17 protein-coding genes and 2 CRISPR repeat arrays are annotated in these 22,219 nt (G+C 64.0%); of the genes, 1 reads left to right on the top strand and 16 read right to left on the bottom strand.

What is annotated here, in order from left to right; all coding sequences use genetic code 11:
- Nucleotides 1-2 precede the first annotated feature (2 nt).
- The 16 genes from LQR33_RS04955 to LQR33_RS04880 form a co-directional block, all read right to left on the bottom strand.
- Nucleotides 3-461, bottom strand: coding sequence for a hypothetical protein (locus LQR33_RS04955; RefSeq protein ID WP_021477086.1), 459 nt, complete (start codon nt 459-461; stop codon nt 3-5).
- A 199-nt stretch (nt 462-660) separates the two neighbouring features.
- Nucleotides 661-987, bottom strand: a complete 327-nt coding sequence (locus tag LQR33_RS04950) for a RebB family R body protein (protein ID WP_166441074.1) — start codon at nt 985-987, stop codon at nt 661-663.
- A gap of 176 nt (nt 988-1,163) precedes the next feature.
- Nucleotides 1,164-2,642, bottom strand: a complete 1,479-nt coding sequence (locus tag LQR33_RS04945) for an acyl-CoA-binding protein (RefSeq protein ID WP_231467829.1) — start codon at nt 2,640-2,642, stop codon at nt 1,164-1,166.
- Nucleotides 2,635-3,909, bottom strand: a complete 1,275-nt coding sequence (locus LQR33_RS04940) for an MASE1 domain-containing protein (protein WP_221667166.1) — start codon at nt 3,907-3,909, stop codon at nt 2,635-2,637. Before LQR33_RS04940 ends, LQR33_RS04945 begins: the two co-directional genes overlap by 8 nt.
- Before the next feature lie 175 nt (nt 3,910-4,084).
- Nucleotides 4,085-5,943: a CRISPR direct-repeat array (repeat unit 29 nt; unit sequence CGGTTCATCCCCACGCACGTGGGGAACAG).
- A 101-nt stretch (nt 5,944-6,044) separates the two neighbouring features.
- On the bottom strand, nt 6,045-6,347 hold the full coding sequence (gene cas2e, locus LQR33_RS04935; protein WP_221665944.1) for a type I-E CRISPR-associated endoribonuclease Cas2e: 303 nt from the start codon (nt 6,345-6,347) through the stop codon (nt 6,045-6,047).
- The gene (gene cas1e, locus LQR33_RS04930; RefSeq protein ID WP_231467827.1) at nt 6,328-7,245 is read right to left on the bottom strand and encodes a type I-E CRISPR-associated endonuclease Cas1e; all 918 of its coding nucleotides are present in this window, start codon (nt 7,243-7,245) and stop codon (nt 6,328-6,330) included. Before cas1e ends, cas2e begins: the two co-directional genes overlap by 20 nt.
- A gap of 10 nt (nt 7,246-7,255) precedes the next feature.
- Nucleotides 7,256-7,855, bottom strand: a complete 600-nt coding sequence (cas6e, locus tag LQR33_RS04925) for a type I-E CRISPR-associated protein Cas6/Cse3/CasE (protein ID WP_221665945.1) — start codon at nt 7,853-7,855, stop codon at nt 7,256-7,258.
- On the bottom strand, nt 7,830-8,489 hold the full coding sequence (gene cas5e / locus LQR33_RS04920) for a type I-E CRISPR-associated protein Cas5/CasD (RefSeq protein WP_221665946.1): 660 nt from the start codon (nt 8,487-8,489) through the stop codon (nt 7,830-7,832). Before cas5e ends, cas6e begins: the two co-directional genes overlap by 26 nt.
- A gap of 1 nt (nt 8,490) precedes the next feature.
- Nucleotides 8,491-9,627 carry a type I-E CRISPR-associated protein Cas7/Cse4/CasC gene (gene cas7e, locus LQR33_RS04915; RefSeq protein WP_076227430.1) on the bottom strand — a complete coding sequence of 379 codons (1,137 nt, stop codon included), beginning with the start codon at nt 9,625-9,627 and terminating at the stop codon, nt 8,491-8,493.
- Between the two features lie 27 nt (nt 9,628-9,654).
- Nucleotides 9,655-10,188: a type I-E CRISPR-associated protein Cse2/CasB gene (casB, locus tag LQR33_RS04910; protein WP_221665947.1), complete on the bottom strand. Its 534-nt coding sequence runs from the start codon at nt 10,186-10,188 to the stop codon at nt 9,655-9,657.
- Complete coding sequence (casA, locus tag LQR33_RS04905) at nt 10,181-11,731, bottom strand: type I-E CRISPR-associated protein Cse1/CasA (protein WP_231467825.1); 1,551 nt, start codon at nt 11,729-11,731, stop codon at nt 10,181-10,183. Before casA ends, casB begins: the two co-directional genes overlap by 8 nt.
- Nucleotides 11,728-14,475: a CRISPR-associated helicase Cas3' gene (gene cas3, locus LQR33_RS04900; protein WP_269326203.1), complete on the bottom strand. Its 2,748-nt coding sequence runs from the start codon at nt 14,473-14,475 to the stop codon at nt 11,728-11,730. The genes casA and cas3 overlap by 4 nt, the downstream gene beginning before the upstream one ends.
- 315 nt (nt 14,476-14,790) lie before the next feature.
- Nucleotides 14,791-15,672: a CRISPR direct-repeat array (repeat unit 29 nt; unit sequence CGGTTCATCCCCACGCATGTGGGGAACAC).
- 166 nt (nt 15,673-15,838) lie between these two features.
- Nucleotides 15,839-18,091 (bottom strand): glycoside hydrolase, encoded by a 2,253-nt coding sequence (locus LQR33_RS04895; protein WP_231467821.1) that lies wholly within the window; start codon nt 18,089-18,091, stop codon nt 15,839-15,841.
- A gap of 75 nt (nt 18,092-18,166) precedes the next feature.
- Nucleotides 18,167-18,979 (bottom strand): DUF2861 family protein, encoded by an 813-nt coding sequence (locus LQR33_RS04890; RefSeq protein WP_231467819.1) that lies wholly within the window; start codon nt 18,977-18,979, stop codon nt 18,167-18,169.
- Nucleotides 18,976-19,623, bottom strand: a complete 648-nt coding sequence (locus LQR33_RS04885; RefSeq protein WP_231467817.1) for a response regulator transcription factor — start codon at nt 19,621-19,623, stop codon at nt 18,976-18,978. The genes LQR33_RS04890 and LQR33_RS04885 overlap by 4 nt, the downstream gene beginning before the upstream one ends.
- A complete protein-coding gene (locus LQR33_RS04880; protein WP_231467815.1) occupies nt 19,604-20,977 on the bottom strand; it encodes an ATP-binding protein in 1,374 nt (457 codons plus the stop codon). Before LQR33_RS04880 ends, LQR33_RS04885 begins: the two co-directional genes overlap by 20 nt.
- Before the next feature lie 90 nt (nt 20,978-21,067).
- Between LQR33_RS04880 and earP the strand changes: the two genes are divergently transcribed.
- Nucleotides 21,068-22,213, top strand: a complete 1,146-nt coding sequence (gene earP, locus LQR33_RS04875; RefSeq protein ID WP_231467813.1) for an elongation factor P maturation arginine rhamnosyltransferase EarP — start codon at nt 21,068-21,070, stop codon at nt 22,211-22,213.
- Nucleotides 22,214-22,219 lie beyond the last annotated feature (6 nt).

Raw genomic sequence — 22,219 nt, 5'->3', positions numbered from 1 at the left:
CGCTAGCCTCCATGCTGCAGCAGCGCCGCCTTGACGCCATAGCTGATGATGGCGCCGCCGCCCTCCACCGCGAACGCGGTCAGCGCCAGCAAAGCCGCAGTCGCCGCCGTCATCCGCCGCGCAGCTGGATTCTTGTGCAGCCGGCCAGCCGCCACGATGGGCAAGTAAAACGCCAGGATCAAGACGATGAAGAACAGATGCTCCTTGGTCTCCATCACCAGATTGTGCGCGTAGGGCAGCGGGCCTTTCAGGATCAGCGCCTTGTCGTGTCCGTAGAAATGGACATACCAGTAGCCGCCCAATATCCAGGACAGGCCGATGCACAACGCCGTAGCCCGCGACGCCAGCCTGATCCGCGCCGCGTTGCCCTCCGACGCGTTCAAGGTCTCTACCAGCACCCACACCGCCGCGATGATGCCCAGCGCGCCGAAAGTCGGGTGCGACAACAATAGATAGTCCATGCTCCGCCTCCTCCGCTTGCGCTGCCCCGTCCCGGACAGGCCGCCTCCCCAACATAGGCAATGGCGGCGGCCATCGCCCGCGCTGAAGAAGCCGGATTTGATCAGGAACAAACCTTCTGCGCCAAATCAACTTCCTTCCGAATAAACAATGGGATAGAAGCATTGAAACAGCCGCGGCGCGCTGCCGGAAGCCAGCTTGCTATTGATCGCGCAAGCTGCGCAGCACCGTCAACAAGCTGGCGAGGTTATCGGCGACGCCTAGCTGGCTCGCCCGCTCGGCAAAACCCGCGCCCGCCATGGTATCCACGCTGTAGATCTGTATCGCGCCGATGTTGGACACCGACTGGGCAAGCGTGGTCATCTGTTGCTGCGAGGAGACGGCATTCTCGTACAGGATGCCGGTGGAGTGGGCCATGGACTGGTAGATCGACCCCATCGCCATGGCGGGCGCTTCTCCCAGCACCTTGACGTTGGACTGGGTGACGGCATCGGTGATCTGGCTGTTGACTGCGGTGGGGAAGGCCATCTTGCATCTCCTGCGCGGTTTGGGGAATTCAGACTGGCAGCCGCAGGGAAATGCTTCAATCAGTGACAGTACTTACTGGAGCCATGGAAACGTCCAGGCCATCCGGTGCGGCTCCCCGCGCGGAAGCGAGAGACACTCGGCTCCCCTTACCATCTCGGCGTCGACAAGCGGCGGACTCAGGCCTCCTGGCTCTCGCCATCCTTCAAACGGTTCACCAGCGCCACATAATCGGTCATCGCCTGCTCGCGGCTCATGCCGCGCCTGGCAGTCCAGGCGTCGTGCTTGGCCCTCCCCACCATGTCCGTGATGCCCGGCCGCTCTCCCGCGGCGTCGCCTTGCGAGCCCTGCTTGTACAGGGCGTACATCGCCAACAAGGTGGCGTTGTCCGGCGCCTTGCGCAGCGTGCGCGACAGCGCGGCCGCGGCCTCAAACGCCTTTTCCTGCTCACTGGGCCCGTCCGACAGCGGCTCGCCGCCGAAATGGCTGTCCTCGGCGTCCAGATCGTCCGGAAACCACCTGGCCTCCAGCAGCTTGCCCTTGCGCATCTGCACAGCCAGCACCCCGGGCGAGGCGAGGCCGCGATGCAGCAGCGTGGCCGGCTGCACCGCCATGCCGGCATTGATCACCGCCGCGCCGAAGGCGGAGAAGCTGGCGCCCTCATCCGTCCACTTCCGCAGCCGCCGCAGGCCCTTGCGGCCGGGAAATGCGCCGCTGCTGCGGTTGCGCCCCGGCTGCAGCCAGGCGAAATCCGGGATGCCCAGCCGGTACAGGCCGGCGAAGTCGCCCTGCTCCAACACGCCCCGCGCCAAGGCCAGCAGCTCCGCCATCTCCGCCGGGGCCATGGCCGGATCGACCCTATTCATGCCGAAGCCGCCCGCCGCGCTGGCATTGAAAAATTCCAGCACATGCTTGCCGACGATTTCCCTGTCGTTGTCCACGCACACCATGTGGTAGCTGTCTTCCAGCACCACCATGCGCGCCTGGCCGGCGCGCTTGCCGCTGCCGATGCGCTCCACCAGGAAATGCGCCGAGCGCAGGCTGGTCAGTTCGTCCTCGCGCGCGTGCACCACCAGCGTCGGGCAGGCGATCTGGTCCAGCCCCCGCATCGCCGCGGCGCGCAGCCGATCCACCTCGCGGATGCAGGCCAGCGGCACCCAGCCGTAATGGAAATTCTCCCCGCGCTCGAACTTGGCCTTGACGATGGCCCGCAGCTGCTCGTTCTTGATGCCGTAGGGTTCCTCCTCCGCCACCTTCATCCGCTCCGGCAATCCGGGAATCCGATACAACAAGGGCCGCAGGCCCCGATACCAGGGCGTGGCCCAGCCGTCGATGTACACCGGCGGGGCCAGCGCCACCAGCCGGCCCTTGGCGTGACGCTCCAGCTTGGCCACCTCCAGCGCCAGCAAGGCGCCCATGCACATGCCCATCACGTGCAGCACCTCATGCTGGCCGACGATTTCGCGGTACTTGGCGCGCGCCGCCTCCAGCCATGCCTCCATTTTGACGCCGGACAAATCCTCCGGCCGCGTGCCATGGCCGGGCAGCGTCAGCGCATGGGTGACGAAGCCGGCGTTCTTCAGCCGCTTGTGCATGGAGCCCAGGTCGTATTGCGTGCCGCCCAGGCCATGGATCAGGAACACGCCGGGCTCAGCCATTGCCATTCTCCAGAGGCTCCGGCCTCAGCATGCCCACCACCATTTCCACTTCGTCGTCCGCGCCGCGCACGCAGGCCAGGCGCTCCCGCACTCGCAGCCGCTCCCCGTCCGACTGCACCACGGTGTAGCTTTGCTCGCTGGCCCAGGTCTCGCCGCTGGCCACGCTGCTCCACGTCGCCTCCACCAGGCCGCGCTCGTCCGGCTCGATCCGCTCCAGCCACTCGTCCAGGCTGGAGATATGCGCGACATCCTCGCCCAGCACCTTGTCCGCCCCCATGCCCCAGGTGGCGTGCCCGGTAGCCGCTTCATATTCCACCGTCGCCACGCCCACTTCGCGCATGATGCGCTCGTAGCGCAGACGCCAGGCCTGGGCGTCAACCAACGCCTGGCGGCGGCCGTCCGACAGCGCCCTCACCGCGATCATCACCGCGGCCCATATCGTCACGAAGCCCTGCACCTCGATCACCGCCTCGCCGGAAAACCCCTCGGCCACCGCGAACGGCCCGCCGCCATGAGCGGTTCGCCCAATGATAAGCAAGCCGCCCAGCAACAAGGCGACGGCGCCGCCGCGCGGCCCCCACAAGGCGGCGGCGATCAACAGGAAAGGCATGGGAAGATAGGCCAGCGTGGCGGCCACCTGGCCGTAGCGCTCGCCGCTGTGATCGATGAAAACCAAGGCCACCGCGCATAGAAACAGCAGAAAAGCCGCGCCGCCGCCCAGAAACTGCATCATCGGCATGCCGCCAGACAGCTGCAGGTGAAAGCCCCGGAACGCGGTCACCACCGGCGTCAGCAGCAAGATGCCCACCATAGTGGACAACACCCACGCCACGCCCTCCAGCGTCAGATTCAGGCCGGGCCGCTGCCATTGCCATAAGGCCATGGCCAGCGCGCCGCCCAGGCAGGACGCCAGCGCCGCCCCGCACAGGAACAGAGCCATGCCGGCCGGGGTATCCGGATCGTTGCGCCCCAGGCTGGCCACCCAGCAGCCCATGGCGCCGCTGACCACCTCGATGCTGGCGAAAGCCGCCGCCCCCGCCGGACTCAGGCCATGCGCAACCATGCCCCAGATCACCGACCCCAGCCACACGCCGGCGAGGATGGCCGGCCAGCGCCAGCGGGGGGAGATCAACAACGCGGAAAAAGTCACCCCGCTGCCCAGCCAGACCGGCATGGTTTCCGTGACGGAACTGGCCAGCGATCTCGAAACAAAGGCCACCGCGAGAAACAGCGCGGCAACCAGCAAACCCGTTCTCAACTGCTGCATGGCGACTCCTTCAGCCTCAACCATTGCAGCATAGGAAGCGCCACCCAAGCGCCGCAAGCAGCGGAAAGATTGGATGACAAACCTTTCCATGCGTGGCGCGCGCGCATGCGGTCTTTAGCGGGTGGCGGGACTGCGGTTCACAGGTAAAAATCGGCGCGTAGCTGACAGCGGCACCCGGTGCATCCCCACGCACGTGGGGAACAGCGACCGCCAGCCGGGTGGTAATCTGCTCATTGCGGTTCATCCCCACGCACGTGGGGAACAGAACCCAAATTCCAAAAGCGCGCAAAAGGCCTGCGGTTCATCCCCACGCACGTGGGGAACAGACCCTGCCGCTGATGCCGCCATCTCTTACCGACGGTTCATCCCCACGCACGTGGGGAACAGTGATAAACCATCGTGCGATCCTAAAACAGATTCGGTTCATCCCCACGCACGTGGGGAACAGACCGGAGCCGGCTGGCACTCAAACTCCGCCCACGGTTCATCCCCACGCACGTGGGGAACAGGCTCGTGCCAAGAGTCGTCCAAAAGCACTATTCGGTTCATCCCCACGCACGTGGGGAACAGTTCATAATGGTTTTAATGCGCTCAGGCGTGCGCGGTTCATCCCCACGCACGTGGGGAACAGGCCTCGACAAACCTCTTCATCCGAACCCACGGCGGTTCATCCCCACGCACGTGGGGAACAGTTGCCCTGATTGCGAAGCTGCTGGGCTTCGTACGGTTCATCCCCACGCACGTGGGGAACAGCTGCTGCAGCTGCCAAGGCCTGACATGTCCGTCGGTTCATCCCCACGCACGTGGGGAACAGGGCAGGATCTGCTTGAGCCGCTGGATGTCGGTCGGTTCATCCCCACGCACGTGGGGAACAGGTTGTAAACCTCCATGCGACCCCAAAACTGATTCGGTTCATCCCCACGCACGTGGGGAACAGGTAGCTCATTTCCTTGAGCTTGGAGATGGCCGCGGTTCATCCCCACGCACGTGGGGAACAGGGCAAGACGGTGCTGCTGGATGTTTACCAAACCGGTTCATCCCCACGCACGTGGGGAACAGGCAAAGGCTCGCAGTGGGGCCACACCGCCATCGGTTCATCCCCACGCACGTGGGGAACAGGCGTTGAAGTGGAATTTAAATCCGTTGATCGCCGGTTCATCCCCACGCACGTGGGGAACAGAGGAACTGCTCCTGCACCGGCACGCGCTCGCCCGGTTCATCCCCACGCACGTGGGGAACAGGGGAACAAACACTGTCACGGTAAACGGTGGCACGGTTCATCCCCACGCACGTGGGGAACAGTTCGGCATTGAACTGTATGAGACCGATCATTCCGGTTCATCCCCACGCACGTGGGGAACAGATGGCCTGCGGGCTGTCGACAAAGGTCTCTGGCGGTTCATCCCCACGCACGTGGGGAACAGACGTGGTCATGCGGCGCTTTAATGCCTGCCGGCGGTTCATCCCCACGCACGTGGGGAACAGTTATCTCCGGGAGGATTAAATGTGGCGGGCTACGGTTCATCCCCACGCACGTGGGGAACAGGCCGAACATCATCTGGAAATTCGATGACACGGCGGTTCATCCCCACGCACGTGGGGAACAGGAATATCCGAATGACGGCGTCGGCCAGCTCGACGGTTCATCCCCACGCACGTGGGGAACAGCAAGGTCATGTAATAGCTTTCTCGTCATGGCTCGGTTCATCCCCACGCACGTGGGGAACAGGTCACCTCGCAATACCGGAGCCAGCGCTGAACCGGTTCATCCCCACGCACGTGGGGAACAGTTCCCGCTGCAGTGGGCGCAAAAGCGGTTTGGCGGTTCATCCCCACGCACGTGGGGAACAGGCAGCAGCCTGGGCGGCGGCGTCGTTCTGCGGCGGTTCATCCCCACGCACGTGGGGAACAGTCACCGGCGGCAGCAAGCGCCCGTTGTACGGACGGTTCATCCCCACGCACGTGGGGAACAGTTGACCTGCTGTCCGGCGTGCGCACGGCCAAGCGGTTCATCCCCACGCACGTGGGGAACAGACCAATTGCAAGCAATTGATTTTGAAAAACAAAAACGCCACCTAAAAATCTACCGATTTTCAAAGAGCCAAATCGCCCTCTGGAACAAAGCGATCCTCATGCTATTCACTGCTCTCTTCCGGTACCGGTGGCGGCAGAAAAGACACCAATTTCGCGCCGTCGAACTCGGCCGGCATGCGGCGGTTGGCCCCAAGCGTGACGAAGTCGAAGCCGGCCTCGGTGGCGGCCTGCCAAGCCATCACCGCGTTGCCATCTTCCAACCCGTCCTCCACCTGCTGCCATAGGTAATCGCGGATCTTGCGGTTGTAGTTTCCAACGTAGACCCCGGCGCGGATTTCCAGCAACCAGATCGCCATCCGGCCGCGCAGCCGGGGCGGCGCGTTCTCAAGTACGATGACCAGCATCGCCCAGCCCCTCGTCTTCCGGAAACGCCGCGTCCACCACGCCCTGCGCCTCCGGCTTGTCCAGGCCGCCGGCGTCCAGCATGGTTTCGATGTCCGGGATGATGCGCTCCAGCAGCCTGGTTTTGCGGAACATGTCGCGGCAGCGCTGGCGCACCTCGCGCTCCACGTTGTGCACCGGCTTGGCGGCGACGGCGAAGGCCACCGGCACCACGGTTTCGAATTTGTAGACGTCGGCCACGTCGTAGACGAAGGACAGCGGCTTGCCGCTGTGGATGAAGCCTATGGCCGGCGCGTAGCCGGCCGCCAGCACCGCCGCCTCGGTCACGCCGTACAGGCAGGCGGTGGCGGCGGACAGGCAGCGGTTGGGGATGTCGGCCTGGTCCCAGTCTTCGCGGTCGTAATTGCGCGCCTGCCATTTGACGCCGTACTGCTGCGCCAGCTGCTGGTACATGGCCCGCACCCGCGCGCCCTCGATGCCGCGCAGCTGTTCCACGCTGCGCTTTTGCGGCGGCTCGTCGCCAAAACGGCGGCGGTACATCTCGCGCACCACCTTCAGCCGCGCGTCCTCGTCCAGCGCCAGCCGGGCCTGGTACAACAGCCGGTCGGCGCGCGCGCCGCCGGGCTGGCCGGCCGAGTACAGCCGCACCCCGGCCTCGCCCACCCACACCAGCAAAGTGCCCACCTGGGCCGCCAGCTTGCAGGCGGCGTGCGATACCCGCACGCCCGGCTCCAGCATCAAACAGGCTACGCCGCCCACCGGGATATGGGTGCGCACGCCAGTGACGTCCACCGCGACGAAAGCGCCGTCCAGCACATCCAACTGGCAGCGCTCGACAAATAAGACGGAAAGCCGCTCCTTGATCGGGAGCGGCTTCAAGGGCGGGAGGGGTTGGCTCATCCCGTTTCCTTTACAACGGCGCCAAAGAGAGTAAGCCCAAACCCATGGCTTTGGCGTGCCCCAGGCCTGACGCCACTGCCAAACGCAATTTCTGCGCATCGTCCACTGCCAGCACACCATCGAAGCGCGCCGCCTGCAAGGTCATCAGGCTGCCTGGCTTACGCAGCCTCCATTGCTGACTCATCCCGCGTTGCACATGCTGAATCATCGCGCCTGACTTCTCCAGTTGTCGCGCCAGCCAAGCCAGTTGCGCCTCTTCCGCCTGCAAACCGTAGCGCTTACCTTCCTTCGTCACCGTGGGGTTGGCCAATAGACGGAAGAAGTAGCGTTTGTCAGTTTGCACCAGCGCCTCCAGCGACAAAGGCTTGCAAGCGATAGTCTGTACGTAGCCGAACGATTGCCAGTTGCCCGGCAGTTCCGACTGTACCAACACCATGGCCTCGCCTTGCGCGGCGTCATGTCGCTCCAGCCTCCACAGAAAGCGCGCAGGCTTGGTATGCCCATCTGCCGCAAATGCCCGGCACAAACTCCTGTGCATGTCATAGGCGTTGGCAAGATCGCGGCGCGCCGCAGCCAGCCTGGCGTCAAGCGTCAGTTGTGTCAGGTACATCCACCACCTCCGGCTTTACAAAACGCGGCCCGAAACGCCGCTCGGCAAATGGCGCGACCGGTTGGTCCAGCCGCACCGCGCCTTCGCTCGGGTGTTCGCTCATCAGGCGCAAGGACTGCCCTTTATGTTCGGCGCGGCACGGCGCGATGCGCGGCCAAGAAGACAGCACCTTCTGAGCGGCTTCATCCTGAATGCCATCTGGCAGCCAGACCGGTGGACCGGGTGGCATGGCCTTGCGGCCCAGGGACAAAGGCCAAACAGGTCGTTGCAAAGCCTTCTGTATGGTCGCCAGCAAACCGCGCTCGCCCTCCAGCGCCACCAGAAACGCCGCATCGGCCAGGTAATAGCGTGGGCTGATCACTGTGCGTTTGGCATCCGTCTTGCCTGATGCAAGCAACACACCGGTAGCAGTCTGGTAATCGCGCATCAGCAGGCCCTCACGATCCACCCGCACGCTCATTCTCAGCGCAGCCAGATCATCCAGCGGCGCGGCGCGATCCCTCCCCAGCGCCGCGCATATCAGCCCCAGCACGCCAGACTTGGATGGCTCCAAACCGCTGTCGCGTTCATCGAAACGGCTGGTCGTTCCCCATGATTGCATGGGGCCGGCCAGCCTGAGCAGCAACGTGGCCATTTCATTGCTCCAACTTGGCGCGGGCTTGCCTCACCACCCAGTCGGCCAGCGCATTCAAGCTGGGCAGTTTTTCTCCCTTGCCCGCAGGCCAAGCGCCGGACAGGTCGATATAAGCCCAGGCATCGTTCGCGTCGCCGTAGATGCCCGCTAAATTGCTGTCGTAGTCGGCCAGAGCAGCCACCGAGGGCGCGGTCAGCGCTTCGCCGCCGCGCGCGTACACCGGCTTTTCAAAAGCATTGGCCAGATTCAGCGGGCTGGCATGGCGGATGGCCACGCCGATAAAACTAGGCGGGTTATGCGCAGCGAAGGTGTTTTGCTTGCCGGTGGGAATGGCGCGCGCCGTCGCCAGGGTCAGAGCATGCAGGCCGGTCAATGCCAGTTCTTTGTCATGCTGCAGATTGGCCGCCAGTTTGGCAGGATCGACCACCGAATAGCGATAGAAGGTGGCGGAATTGAATTCCACCTGCCCTATCATGCCCGCGCCGGTCTCGTCCGCGCCGCCCATATCGTCTACCGCGGTGAAGTAGTCAAACTCGCGCTCCACGCGATGCGTGCTGATCGCGTGCGCCACCTGGCAGGCGGCGTCCTGGTTCACTTCCGGCATGTCGGCCAGCATGCGGCCAAATAGAGCCACGTCCAGCGCCTTGCCGCCATTCATGATGGACTTGGCCTGTTTCACCACCTCGGCTGGCGCGCTGGCCTTGGCGTCTTTCTTACTCTTTTTCTCGCCGTTAACCAGCGTGGCCAGAACATCCCAATGCTCGTTCACCAGCTTGGAGAAAGCGTCGATCTCCTGCTGCCCAAGGAATAGCAGGTACTCGGTCTTGCCGTCGTCCTTCAGCTTGAGGCCCGCAGCCGCCAAAGCGGCCTCGATGCGGACATCCACGTCCTCGCTCTCGCGACCGTATTGTTCGCGCAATTGCGCCCGCAGCAGTTCCAGCAATTTTTTGGTGCGCACCCCCTGGTTTTGCGATGGGAAATCCGCCCCCAAGCGAATAGTGCGCTTGAGGCATTGGCTGCTGACCCGGGCGCGACGGTAGCCGCCAAACACGGCATCCTTGGGCGCGCCGGTATCGTCGCGGTTCAGGTTGGACGGCGCGAAATTCTGAATCAAATGGAATTCGACAAACAGACTCATGGCTATCTCTCTGGATAATGGAAAAAATCAGCCTTGCTCGGTTTCATGCTGGCGATAGAAATCCCGCGCCCAATTGCGGCGCACCTTGTCGCGCGAGGTGGTGCCATCGTATTGCTCCCTTTGCCAGGGCGACAGCCAATAATTCAGATCCCGCAGTAAAGCCTGGTAATCCAGTCCGTAACCATCCGCCGCCAGCAGCGTCACCGCTTGGCGCAAATAGTTGGGCAGCTGTTCCGGTTCCGCATCCAGCAAAGTGATGAAGCGCTTTTCCACACTGTCGCTTTCTCTCGCACGCCAAAGCTTGCCGAAAGCAGCGGCCAGACTCTGCCCCGTTTGATGCTTGGGCAGCAAGGCAAACAGGCTGGCCGCGATATACAGCGCCAGCCGGAAGCTGTCTTCTGCGTGGCTGTCCGGAGGCACGAAACGCTCTACATGGGGAAAGGCCGGCGGGTATGCGCCGGGCGGGAAACCAACGCTGCGGCGCAAAGCGGCCAATGCGCCCCTATCCTGCTCGGCCAATTGCTGCAAATGCAGGATGAAGTCCTGCGCGTGTTCAGACATGGGCTTGCTCCTCGACAGACGATGGGGACTTCAGCGGTTTCAACAACGAGCGATAGGCCGGCTCCGCTCGCTCCTGCGCGCGAAGCGCCTTGGCCGTGGTGCCGGACTGCTGACATGCGGCGATCCAGGCCTGCTCCAGCGCAGCACGACGGGAAGCGGCCCAATGAGCATCCGCCTGGTCCAGGCGAGATTCGCCTATCAGATCCAATAGGCGCGGCAATTGGCGCTCCAGCGCTGAAAAATAAAGCGTGCCGGCCGGGCCATTTTCAAACAGGCTGCGCGCCCGGCTGCGGGTATCTTTGTGCGATTCATCGGGCATGGAGTAGGTCAGCATCATTGTTGCAACGTGGCTAAACTGAGTGAAATCTTTCTCTGATAGACTCAAATGGTCTCGCAATTCATCAGCCGCCTCAGGTTGTAACAAAAGGCATGCGGGAAGTACTAAATGATCGAGCCGCCATCTTTCAATTGCAGCTGCTTTTCTAGGTTTCATTGCCCAACCTGCTACCATTACATCTAGTGACACTCCAGATTGATTGGCCAAAATACTATTAGCCCAAACCAATACAGGGGCACGCAATCCACTTTCCTGCTGAACATCTGGCAGGAGAGTCGCCATATCTCGCCATATCGCACGCCCTGCCTGAAACCCGAGTTTAACTACCGACTCTTTTCCCATGAAATAGTTAACCATTGGATCAGGAACGTGTTCACTTTCTTCAATTGCCACCCCCTCAGAAAAGAGAATATGTCCGACCAAATTCAACGGACCATCTTGCAATAAAAGAACTGCCCGGCACTGTCTTGTATATCTATCATTTGGCCCTGTTACCAATTTAGAATCAGCAGATAACTCTGCCATTGTGATAGCTTCCTTTTCCCAAGAAGGAAGATCATTAATTTCTGGCTTACAAGGATGCAACGCCAAAACCAAAGTTTTAGCTAAATTCGCCCCCAACGGCAAAACTGCAGCACAGTTTGCTAATGGCCCAGCCCGATCAGATGTACGAAGAACTTTCACCAAACCACCGGGAACACTCTGCAAACACCCGAGTAGATGACTTAATGCTTTTTCCAAAGTAATTGGTTGTGGATAGTCATCAATTGAGTGGTCAAAAAGTACCGGCGCATTGCCGGTGCTGCTGGACAGGGCGATCTGCGTCCACGGTTTGGTTTTGTCGCGGGTTTCTTCCGCCGTGGCCAATGCCGCCACCTGCATGAAGGGAAATTCGGGATGAAACAGGAAGAAACGCTCCCGCCATTGCTCAAGGTAAGCGTGGATCAGATCGACCGGCAGCCCCTCTCGGTAGTAGCCCGCCATGTCACGCGATGACCACTGCCCCTTGCCATGAGCCAAGGCCCGGTGAAAGATGGCGAGCAGTAGCCGGTATTGCGCAATCAGATTGGGCGGATCGGTTTCCGCCAAACCGCTCATCTCTCCCGCTCGAGCAAACAGTTCGAGCAAGCCGACCATCTCCACCCGGCCATCCAGCTTGCGCACCGGCAGCCAGGTCTCATCCAGCAGATTGAATCTTGCGTTCATGCCCTCTCCTGTTTCGGCTCCGGGCCATACACCAGGCCCAGGCAAGGATCCAAATTAACCAGCGTATTGCCCAACAGACTGCCGCCAGGCTGCAGCAACAAGGGCTGGCAATGCGCCAGCAGCGCATGTTCCTGCAGCGCCGGATACAGGGGCTGCTGCAACAAGGCCTGGACCACATCCTTGCGGGACAGCTTGATCTGCCGCGCGTACAAGCGTTTGGCCAGCGCGTCATCTACCGCCTGCTGCGGACTGAATGGCGCGTCATCTGGAGCCAGTCGCCAGTTGCCGTCGACATCCGGCCATAGCGGCAGCGCGGTAACGCCGTCTTCGCCCAGCCGCGTCTTGTTGCGCAGGCCGAGAATGTCGTCTTCATCCGCGCCATGCGGCTTGTCCGCGTAGGCATAGGCGGGCTCGGCATTGGAATCGATAGCGATATGGCTGGCCAGCTGGGCTTGGAAAGTCGTTTTGGCACCGTGGCGGGTCTTGTCCACCATCTCGATCCGGTCCTGCAGTTCCTGGGACAAACGGCTCAAGTCCGGCCATGGCGCGTAAACCGCCTGCACCAGCCGATCGATATCCAGCGGCAAACGCCAGACAGGCTCATTCAATAAAATGGCCCAAGTCACCAGGCACAGATAATCGCCATAAATGCTTCCCCACTTGGTCTGCTTCAGCTCCGGCAGGCGGTCCGGCAACAAACCGGCAACCCGCAAATGCGGCGTTTGATGGCTAGAGGGCCGCTGCCCGCGGCGGTGGCGATGCAGCCGGCCGGCCCGCTGCAAAAGCAAGTCCACCGGGGCGAGGTCGGAAATCAGGAAGTCGAAGTCGATATCGAGGCTTTGTTCCGCCACTTGCGTAGCGATCAGCAAGGCTCGCTCTGGCCGTTGACCGGAAGCATCCGGCGCGCCAAAAGTCCGCAAGACTTGCCGCTCGCACAATAGCCTTTCATCCGCGGGAAAACGGGCGTGGAACAGCAATAGCTCCACGTTTTCTCCCAGCCTTCCCGCCAGCATGGAATACAGCTGCTGCGCCCGGTCCACGGTATTGACGATCACCGCGCCGCAGCCGCCATGTTCCAGCGCGGCCAACGCGGCAGCGGCGATGCTTTCCAGCGACTCATCCAGGCCGGACACCGTGATCGGCTGCTGTTCGCGTACGTTGAATGTCTCGCCGCGCACTCCGCTGCGGTCCGCCAGCAAAACTCTTGGATAGGGCAAAACCGGAATAATCGAAGTGTCGACTCCCCAGGCGTTCAACAAGCGCGCCCGCCGGGCGTCCGGCAAGGTGGCGCTCATCAGAATCACCGAACAGCCCATGCCCTTGAGCCAACGCAGCAAGGCTTCGATCAATGTGCTGGTATAGGCGTCATAAGCATGGACTTCATCCAGCACTACAACCTTGTCTGCCAGACCCCACAAGCGGACAAAGTGGTGTTTGACGTTCATCACACCAAACAGCGCCTGATCCACCGTGCCCACGCCATACGGCGACAACAGACCGCGACGACGCTGGCCGAACCAGGCGGACGAGCGTACTGCGTCGTCCCCTTCATCCCCCCAGACATTGCGCAGCTTGGCCACCGTTTCATTCATGGCCGCGCCGCCATGCGCCAGCTGGATGTCCAGATGGACCCCAGCCGCGAACGCGCGCAAAAACACCAGTGCGCGTTCGAACAGTGCGTTGCCGGTAGCTTGAGTAGGTAAGGCGAAATTGATGCCGCGATAACCTTGCCTGGCCTGCAGCCGCAGGCTGGCCAGAAAGGCCAGCTCGGTCTTGCCCTCGCCCATCGGCGCTTCCACCACCATCAAGGCAGGCCCGGTCCCCTCCTCCAGCAGCGCCTCCGCAACACGCTGCAGCGGCCGAGCGATAAGCCGCTCCGGCGCGTTCAGGATGCGCGTCAGCAGCTCATCGCAGGTAAGATCGGGCTGTTGGAGCAAGGCACGTTTAGGTGGCCAACCCAGCTTGTCGCCATCCGCCAAGACCGCACGTGCGATTGACTGCGCGCTTTGGAAATGTTCGAGCGGCGTTGCGCCGCGCTCTCCCGGCGGAAACCACTCGGCGTTGGAGCCTATCCAGTCGCATACGCTGGTCAGACCAGCCAGCCACTCCACTGCGATCAGCGATAGATCGCAATCCTGCGGCAAATCGGGCGGCGCAACCGTATCCCAATAAACGTCGAACAGCTGCTGCCGCGCCTGCTTCCAGGCATCCGGCTCGCGCAAGGGCGCGCCCTTGCGCATATCGACGAAATTAAAACCATGATGGGCGCTGACCGACTGCGCCACGCACAAGGACCAGGCAAAAGGCGTATCGCGCGCCTGCAACAGCGCTGGCAACAGGCTAGCGGTAGCCTGGTCGTGACGGTCTTGCTCCAAAGCCTTTTCCGGCATGAACGGCAGACCCGCCCGCTCATCCAGCAATCGCCCCTCGTTCCACTTCGCCTGAAAACCAGGCGTAGCCTTGCCCAGATCATGCAAACCCACCAAGGCAGCCAACCATGGAAACACCGCACACTCGGGCAGGCCGAAACGCAGCGCCAACGCCTTGGCCGAAATCCCGCAGTAGTCGAGCAAAGCTCTGGTCACCGCAGCCACGTCCAGCATGTGACATAACAGGCCATGGCCAGTCGGGTCACCGCTTTTGGCCCATAGCTGTCGGACCGCGGGGTGCAGATCATCAAAACTTAGTCCGGTTACACTGGAGGGTTCATGAACCTCTTTTTTGCCGTCCAACTCTGTCTGCATCGCCTCTCCCAGTGAAAACCGATCTGCCAACTGGAACCAACCCAAGCGCGCAGGCTATCAGCCCAAAAGCACATTGTCATTTTGGTCAATAAGAATATTGACATAACTCATGCCATGAAACTTCTCTAGGCAGCAACTTGCAGGGTCGAGAGTTGTACCTGCCGTTTGGCCTGACGATTCCCACAACCATCGCCCACGCTTCAATCCCCATATTTTTGAAATCCCGTATCACTACCCATAAAGAAAGCCACGTCTTTTCTCGAGCCAGGGGCGTGGGAAACACACAACCAAACCGGACGCAAATGTGCATACCGCCGGCTCATCCCCACGCATGTGGGGAACACTTCTTGATCGGCACCTTGTAGACGTTGGCGATCGGTTCATCCCCACGCATGTGGGGAACACGCTCTTGCATGCGCCCCAGCCGGCGGGCCGACGGTTCATCCCCACGCATGCGGGGAACACGATGATCGCCATCATTTGCGGACCGAGGCCGCCGGTTCATCCCCACGCATGTGGGGAACACTCGGCATTGACGGTCTTGCCCTGCGCGCCGTCCGGTTCATCCCCACGCATGTGGAGAACACTCCCGCAATGACTGGATCAGCGCGTGGATGTCCGGTTCATCCCCACGCATGTGGGGAACACAGAATCGGGCATTCATGGAAGTTGCTCCACAGCGGTTCATCCCCACGCATGTGGGGAACACGCCAGCGACTCAACCCGGCGGGCGTCTCCGGACGGTTCATCCCCACGCATGTGGGGAACACGGCCAGCGCCACATCGATGCCGGCGCTGACCCCGGTTCATCCCCACGCATGTGGGGAACACCCCGCTGGAAGTGGGCGCGGGCGTGGCTCATGCGGTTCATCCCCACGCATGTGGGGAACACGAGGAGAGTAAGCGACGCAGCGCCCATTCCGCCGGTTCATCCCCACGCATGTGGGGAACACCGAAGGGCAGGCCAGGAATTTCATTCAGTTCGCGGTTCATCCCCACGCATGTGGGGAACACTTCGCCTGCGCCGCCTGGTCCCGCATCATCCGCGGTTCATCCCCACGCATGTGGGGAACACGATTCCGCCAAGGCCGACAACCAGGCGCGCGCCGGTTCATCCCCACGCATGTGGGGAACACCCGTAGCAGATGCAAATTCAGCATCCGCAGGGCGGTTCATCCCCACGCATGTGGGGAACACACCAATCTCAAGATTCTGATTTCTAAAGATAAAAACCCACCCTAAAAATCTACCGATTTTTCCGCTCAAAAAATCACCATCTCGATCGCTCGGCAATGCCGCTCGCCGGCCATGGCAAACCGCCGCTCCATGACCGGCAAAACGACATCGGCATTATCGCCGCCGCTTACTTACCGGCGCAATCCGCCACCTGCAGCAGTCTGGGTGGCTGGCCGGCCAGCTCGGCCAGCAGGCTTTGCGGCGGCAGGGTTTGCTTATCGTAGCGGACCGGCGCGGAGCCGAAGTTGGCGGTGAGCCGGCTGCCGTCGGCAAAACGGGTTTGCTGCAGCGTGCGCTCGGGGTTGAGCCAGGAGAAACCGGTCAACGACTGGGTGGCCAGCCGCTCATGCAAGGGGCGGAAGGCGCGGTCGGCGCATTGCAGCTGCGGCAAGCGGGCCTTGAGGCTGGCGGCGGACAGGTGGAACAGCGGCGGCACGTTGTACAGCCACTGCGCCAGCAGGTTGTCGGCGTAGCCGTTGGAGAATTTCAGATTGTCGTACAGCCAGTGGTTGGTGGTGATCACCGAACCATGGAACACCGCCTGGTACAGCGGCAAGCGGTATGGCGCGCTGAAGTAAAGATCGCGGTACGGCTGCTTCAGCGGCACTTTCTTGAAGAAGGTTTCCGGCTGGTTGGACGGATACCAGCGGCCCAGAAAGTACGGCGACTGCTTGTTTTTCTGCAGATCGGCATCGCCCCAGCCCATCACCGGAACCTGCATGCCGTGGGCGAAGGCGATGCCGCGGCTGGTGGCGGCGTTGCCCATTTCCGATCCCACCGGCAGCCGGTAGGCGTTCGCCACCCATTGCATAGACTTTTCATAGCCGGCCGCCATCTCCGCCTTGCCGGTCTGGCGACCGGAGGTGTAGTCGTCGAACACCATCCCGGTGGCGTAGGCATCCAAGAACCAGCTGTTGAAGCCGGTGGCGGCATGCAGCGCGCGGGTGCGCTGTTGCAAGGTGTCGCGCACGCAATCCGGGTTGGTGTAATAGCCGGATTGCTGGAAGCCGGCCTTCTTCTTGCCATTGGCCAGCGTCACGCCGCAGTCGCGGAAAATAGCCTCGCCCTGCTGAGCGGTGAGCCAGTCCTCGCGATAACCCGGTTTCAGCGCGGTTTCGTAGGAGTCGTAGGCGGTCATCAAATAACCGGCATCCACGCCTGCCTTCACCGCCTGCGGCTGCCACAGCCCGCCCTCCCAGTTGTCCGCGCCCAGCCACAGCCGCTTGAGTCCGGCTGCCTGCAAGGCGGTGATGGTCTTGCGCGACAACCCGCCGCCCCAGCGCGACGCATCCGGCCGCAATGCCGGGCCGAACAGCCGTTCCGCCAGCGCGCGCAGCCGCTGATAAGGCGCGGCCATCCGTTCCCAGTCCGGCTTCTTGCCCAGCCAGCCGGCGCGGGCTTCAGCGGTCAGCGCCTGATTGACGGCCTCCATCAGCGCGCGTTGCTGGTAATGGTCCGGCTTGGCGCCGGCCTGGCGCAAAACCTTGCCGGCCTCGGCGTCGAAACGGCCGCGCAGCCTGGCCGCCAGCGGGTCCGGCCCGCGCAGCAGCGTCAGGAAGGCCGGCCAGTCGCGCACGTCGGACGCATCCAGCAGATTATTGCCCCACAGATAGACGTGGCTGGCGCCGATCAGCTTGGCGGTGTCCGGCTGCGCCTGGATCTTGTCGGCCAGCGTTTGATAACGGCCTTGCTCGATCAGCCATTGCCGATAGCGTTGCGCGCCGGCCAGCAGATTGTCGTCGGCCAGCCGCAGCAGCAGCGTCATCGGCCGCTGCTGATTCAGCGGGTTGAATTCGTGGCTCAGGCCAAGCGCCAGATTCGAACCGTCGGCGCGGATGGCCAATTGATTGTTGAACGGCTCCAGCAGCAGCCAGTGCAGGCTGCGGCGGCCATAGTCCATGCCCCACAGCGGCAGGCTGAGGTTTTCCGAGGTGTCCAGGCCGTCGCCGGCGAAGCCGGGCAGGAAATCGCGCCACAGCTTGCTGCCCGCCGGGATGTAGCTGCCCTCGGCCAGGGGCAGCAGCAGGCCCTTGCCCATCGCGGCCGCCGGCTGGCGCAGCAGCTCCACCCTGCCCGGCGCTTTGGCGTTCAGGGTCAGCGTCAGGTCCCGGCCTTGCAGCTTGGCCTGCCAGCGGTAACGGCCGTCGTCCCATTGCCAGTCGGCGGACTGATCGTCCTGGCGCAGCGCGGACACCTTGCGCGCCGGCACGCCGTCGGACACCCGCCGCGCCGGCTCGCCCGCCGGCGTCACCTTCAGCGCCAGCGTGGCCGGCTCCAGCTCCACTTTCCATTCCGGGTTCTGCAACACCAGCCCGGCCCAGGCCGGCAGGGATATCCCCCACGCCGCCGCCAGCGGCAATATTTTGATCAGACGCGTCATGCCCTCTCCCGCAAATCGGTCATTTCGATAGACCGCATTGCAGCGCAAAAGGAACAGGCAATTGTCAGGATAATGTCAGAACTGGCTCAAGGGCGCGGCCACGCGGTGGATCTGGCGGACGGCGATGGGCCCTCTGAACTCGGCGCGCAACAGCGACACGCTGGCCCACAGCTTCTCGCCGGGGTTGGCCGGCCAGCGCAGCGTCTGGCCCAGCTCGCGCCGCTGCCACCAGCGCAGTTCGAAATCCGGCTGCGACAGCAGCGCCTGTTCCAACCAGGGCCGCGGGCAGGCGGATGGCTGGGTAGGCGGACGCGGCGTCAGCTTGCGGCCGTCGCGCCGCAGCCAGTCCATCGCGGCCATGCCCGGCAGCGACAGATCCTGCCGCCAGGTCTCGCCGCCGCTTTGCGCGCTCAGCCTGTACACGCCCGGCGGCAAGGCGGCGGACTGGTCTTCGCTTTCCAGCTCGAACTGGCGGCCGTCGTAGCGCGTCTTCGCGCCGGCCAGCAGCTCGCGGCCGTCCGGCAGCCGCAGCGACCAGCGCAGGTCGCGCCGCGGGCTGACGCCGTTCAGCCTGACGATGTAGGAACGGCTGAGCGGGATGTCGCGCTGGATCAGGTCCAGCTCCAGGTCGCCCAGCCACGCGGGCGGCGCAGCCGGCGCGTCGCGGCCGCACTGGCCGGCAACCATCTCATGCTGCAACGCAAGCCAGGCCTGGCGCTGCGCGGCGCTGGACATCGCGGCCCCCAGCGCGTCCAGCTGGCGCCAGGCGCCGGCGCGGTCGCCGGAAAGCAAGGCGTGATAGGCCGGCTCCAGCGGCGTGGCGGGCAGCAGCGGCGCGGCGGCCGCCTGCGCCGTCCAGGCCAGCGCCAGCCAGAACGGCGGCTTCACGCCTCGCCCCCGCTCAGCCGGTAGCCGACGCCGCGCACGGTTTCGATCGGGATGTCGGGCAGTTTCTGCCGCAGTTGCAGCACGTGGGTGTCCACGGTGCGGGTGGACGGGAAATGCTGGTAGCCCCACACCTGGTTCAGCAGCTCGTCGCGGGTGAACACACGGCCCGGCATCCGCGCCAGCATCGCCAGCAGGTCGAATTCGGTGCGGGTGAGCGCCACCTCGCCGCCGCGCCAGGCTGCCGCCAGCCTGGCCGGAAACAACTGCAGCTCGCCGCAGGCCAATGCGCCCTCGCCCAGCGGCCGCAATTGGGCGCGCACGCGGGCCAGCAGCTCGACATGGGCGAAGGGCTTGGTCAGATAATCGCGCGCGCCGGCCTCCAGCCCGGCCACCCGGTCGTCCAGCTCCACCCGAGCGGTGAGCACGATCACCGGCAGCGCCTTCAGCGCCAGCCACTGCGGCAACAGGCGCAGCGAATCGCCGTCCGGCAGCTGGCGGTCCAGTATCGCCAGTTCGGCCTGCCGCCAATGGGCGGCCACTTCGCCGCCATCGCGCAGCCACAGGCAATCGTAGCCCTGCTGCTGCAGGAACTGGCGCAAGCCCGCGCCCAGTTCGGCGTCGTCTTCAATCAGCAATATCGTCACACGGCAACTCCAGCGCGAATGTCGTCGGCGGCCCTTCCAGCGTCAGCCGTCCGCCCAGCCTGTTCATCACCCGCCGCACGATGGCCAGGCCCAGCCCCATGCCGGCATCCGCGCCCAGCTCGCGCCGCAACAGCGACAAGCGGTAGCGCGGCAGCGCGCCGCCGTCGCTCACCGCCAGCCGCAGCCGGCCCTTCTCCCAGCTGGCCAGGATGCGCACCGGCGGCCGGCCATGCTGGCGCGCGTTGCGCAGCAGATTGTCCAGGCACAGGCACAGCCAGTAGGCTGGCAGCTTCAAATTTCTATCCTGATCCAGACAGTAAGTCGCCCCGTGGCGTTCCGCGAAGCTGTCCAGCCACTCCGACAAAGGCAGCGGCTGCGGCGCTTCCAGCCGGCTGTCCGCCGCCAGATAGTGGCGGCTGGCGTCGGCCAGCTGGCGCAGCCGCAACACGCCGTCGGCCAGCCGGCCGAAGCCTTGCTGCGCGCCGGGCGGCAGTTGATCGAAACCGGCGCGGAAGTCCTCCACCACATTGCCCAGGCCGGCGATGGGCGTGCGCAGCTCGTGAGTGAGCATCTGCAGCACGAAGCGCCGCTCCCGCTCCAGCCGGCGTCTCTGCAGCCAGCCATAGGCCAGCGCGCCGGCAAGCGCCGACAGAGACAAGCCCGCCAGCGCCCGCCACCACCATGGCGACGGCGGCAACGGCTGCGCGCAGATCCGGCCCAGCGGCTGCGGGCAGGCGTCGCCGTCGGCCAGCGGGCTCAGCGCCAAACCGGCCGATTCCGCCAGCGGCCGCCATTGTTCGGCGCCGTAGCGCCGCCAGGACGCGCCGTCGCGCCACCACAGCGCGCCGCCGTCCAGCAGCCAGCGCTCGCCGGACAGCAGCGCGGCCAGGTTGTCGTCGCTCAATCCGCCGATGCCGGCAAAGGCCTCCGGCCGCTCGCGCACGTGCAGATAAGGCTGCAAGGCAGGCGCGGAATCGGGATGGCGCTGCAGATAGTGCCAGGCGTAACTGCCGCCCAGCGGATGGATGGAATGGACGGCGAACCATTCTGGCGGCAGCGTTTCGCCACCGCACAGCGCGCGCTCGAAACGCAATACATCGGCCGGCAGCGCCGGCCACGGCGCGCGGCACTGGCCGCGGTGGCGATACAGTGCCTGCAATTGGATAAGGGGAAGCTGGTCCAGCGCCGGATACAGCGAATCCGGCCGCAGCAACGCGGCGTCCAGCTGCTGCAAGGCGGCCACCGTCGTCTCCGCCTGTGGGCGCTCGGCGCGCAGCGCGGCCTGCAGCGAGGCGACATCGGCGCGGGCGTGCAGGCTCAGGGCGATCAAAAACAGGGCGAGAAGGCGCGGCATGAATGGGATTATAAGGCCCGCCGCAGCCAGCCCGCAGCGCCGCGCTTCCGTGGTAAGCTGCCGGCGTTTGTTTCTCCATCGTTTCGCCTCATGCCACCTCGCAGCTGGGATATCTTCTGTACCGTCATCGACAACTACGGCGACATCGGCGTCGCCTGGCGCCTGGCGCGCCGGCTGGCGCGCGACCACGGCCACGCCGTGCGGCTGTGGGTGGACGATCTGGACAGCTTCGCCCGCATCGCCCCGGGGCTGGACCCGGCCCTGCCACGACAGGTACTGGCCGACATCGACATCCTCCACTGGCCGCAGACGGATTTCCCGGCCGATATCGTCCCCGCCGACGCGGTGATCGAGGCCTTCGGCTGCCGCCTACCGGACAGTTTCGAGAACGCGATGGCGGCCCAGGCCGTCAAGCCGGCGTGGATCAATCTGGAATACCTGTCGGCCGAGGACTGGACCCTCAGCCATCACAAGCTGCCCTCGCCCCACCCCAGACTGCCGCTGACCAAGCATTTCTTCTTCCCTGGCTTCGACGCCGCCAGCGGCGGGCTGATCTGCGAGGACGGTCTGATAGACGCGCGGACAGCCTGGCAAGCGGACGAAGCCGCGCAAAACGACTATTGGCTGCGCCGCGGTTTGCCGCGGCGCGTGGCCGGCGAGCTGCGCGTCAGCCTGTTCGCCTACCACAACCCGGCCGCCGCGCAGCTGCTGCAAGCCTGGGCCGACGGCCCGCTGCCGGTGCGCTGCCTGGTGCCGGAAGGCAAGGTGCTGCCCGATGTCGCCGGCCTGTTCGGTCGCGCGCTGCGCGCCGGCGACCACGCCCGCCTCGGCAATCTGGACGTTCACGCGCTGCCGCTGAGCGACCAGGACGACTACGACCGCCTGCTGTGGAGCTGCGATTTCAACTGCGTGCGCGGCGAAGACAGCCTGGTGCGCTCGCAATGGGCGGCGCGGCCCATGCTGTGGCACATCTACCCGCAGGACGACGACGCCCATATCGCCAAGCTGGAAGCTTTTCTCGAGCAATACTGCGCCGGCCTGCCGCCCGGGATGGCCGCCGCGGTGCGCACGCTGAACCTGGCCTGGAACCGGCACGGCGACATCGCCGCCGCCTGGCGCGACGCCGCGCCCTGGCTGCCGGCGTGGCGCGAACATGCGACAAACTGGCAACAGCATCTGCTGAAAGACGGCGATCTCGCGGCCAGACTGCTGCACTTCGTCGGCGAAATCAGCTAGAATGCC

This window comes from Chromobacterium piscinae (genome assembly GCF_021129175.1).
GTDB lineage: Bacteria > Pseudomonadota > Gammaproteobacteria > Burkholderiales > Chromobacteriaceae > Chromobacterium > Chromobacterium piscinae.
Note: the sequence above shows the minus strand (reverse complement) of the source record. Positions and strands in the feature narration are given on the sequence as shown.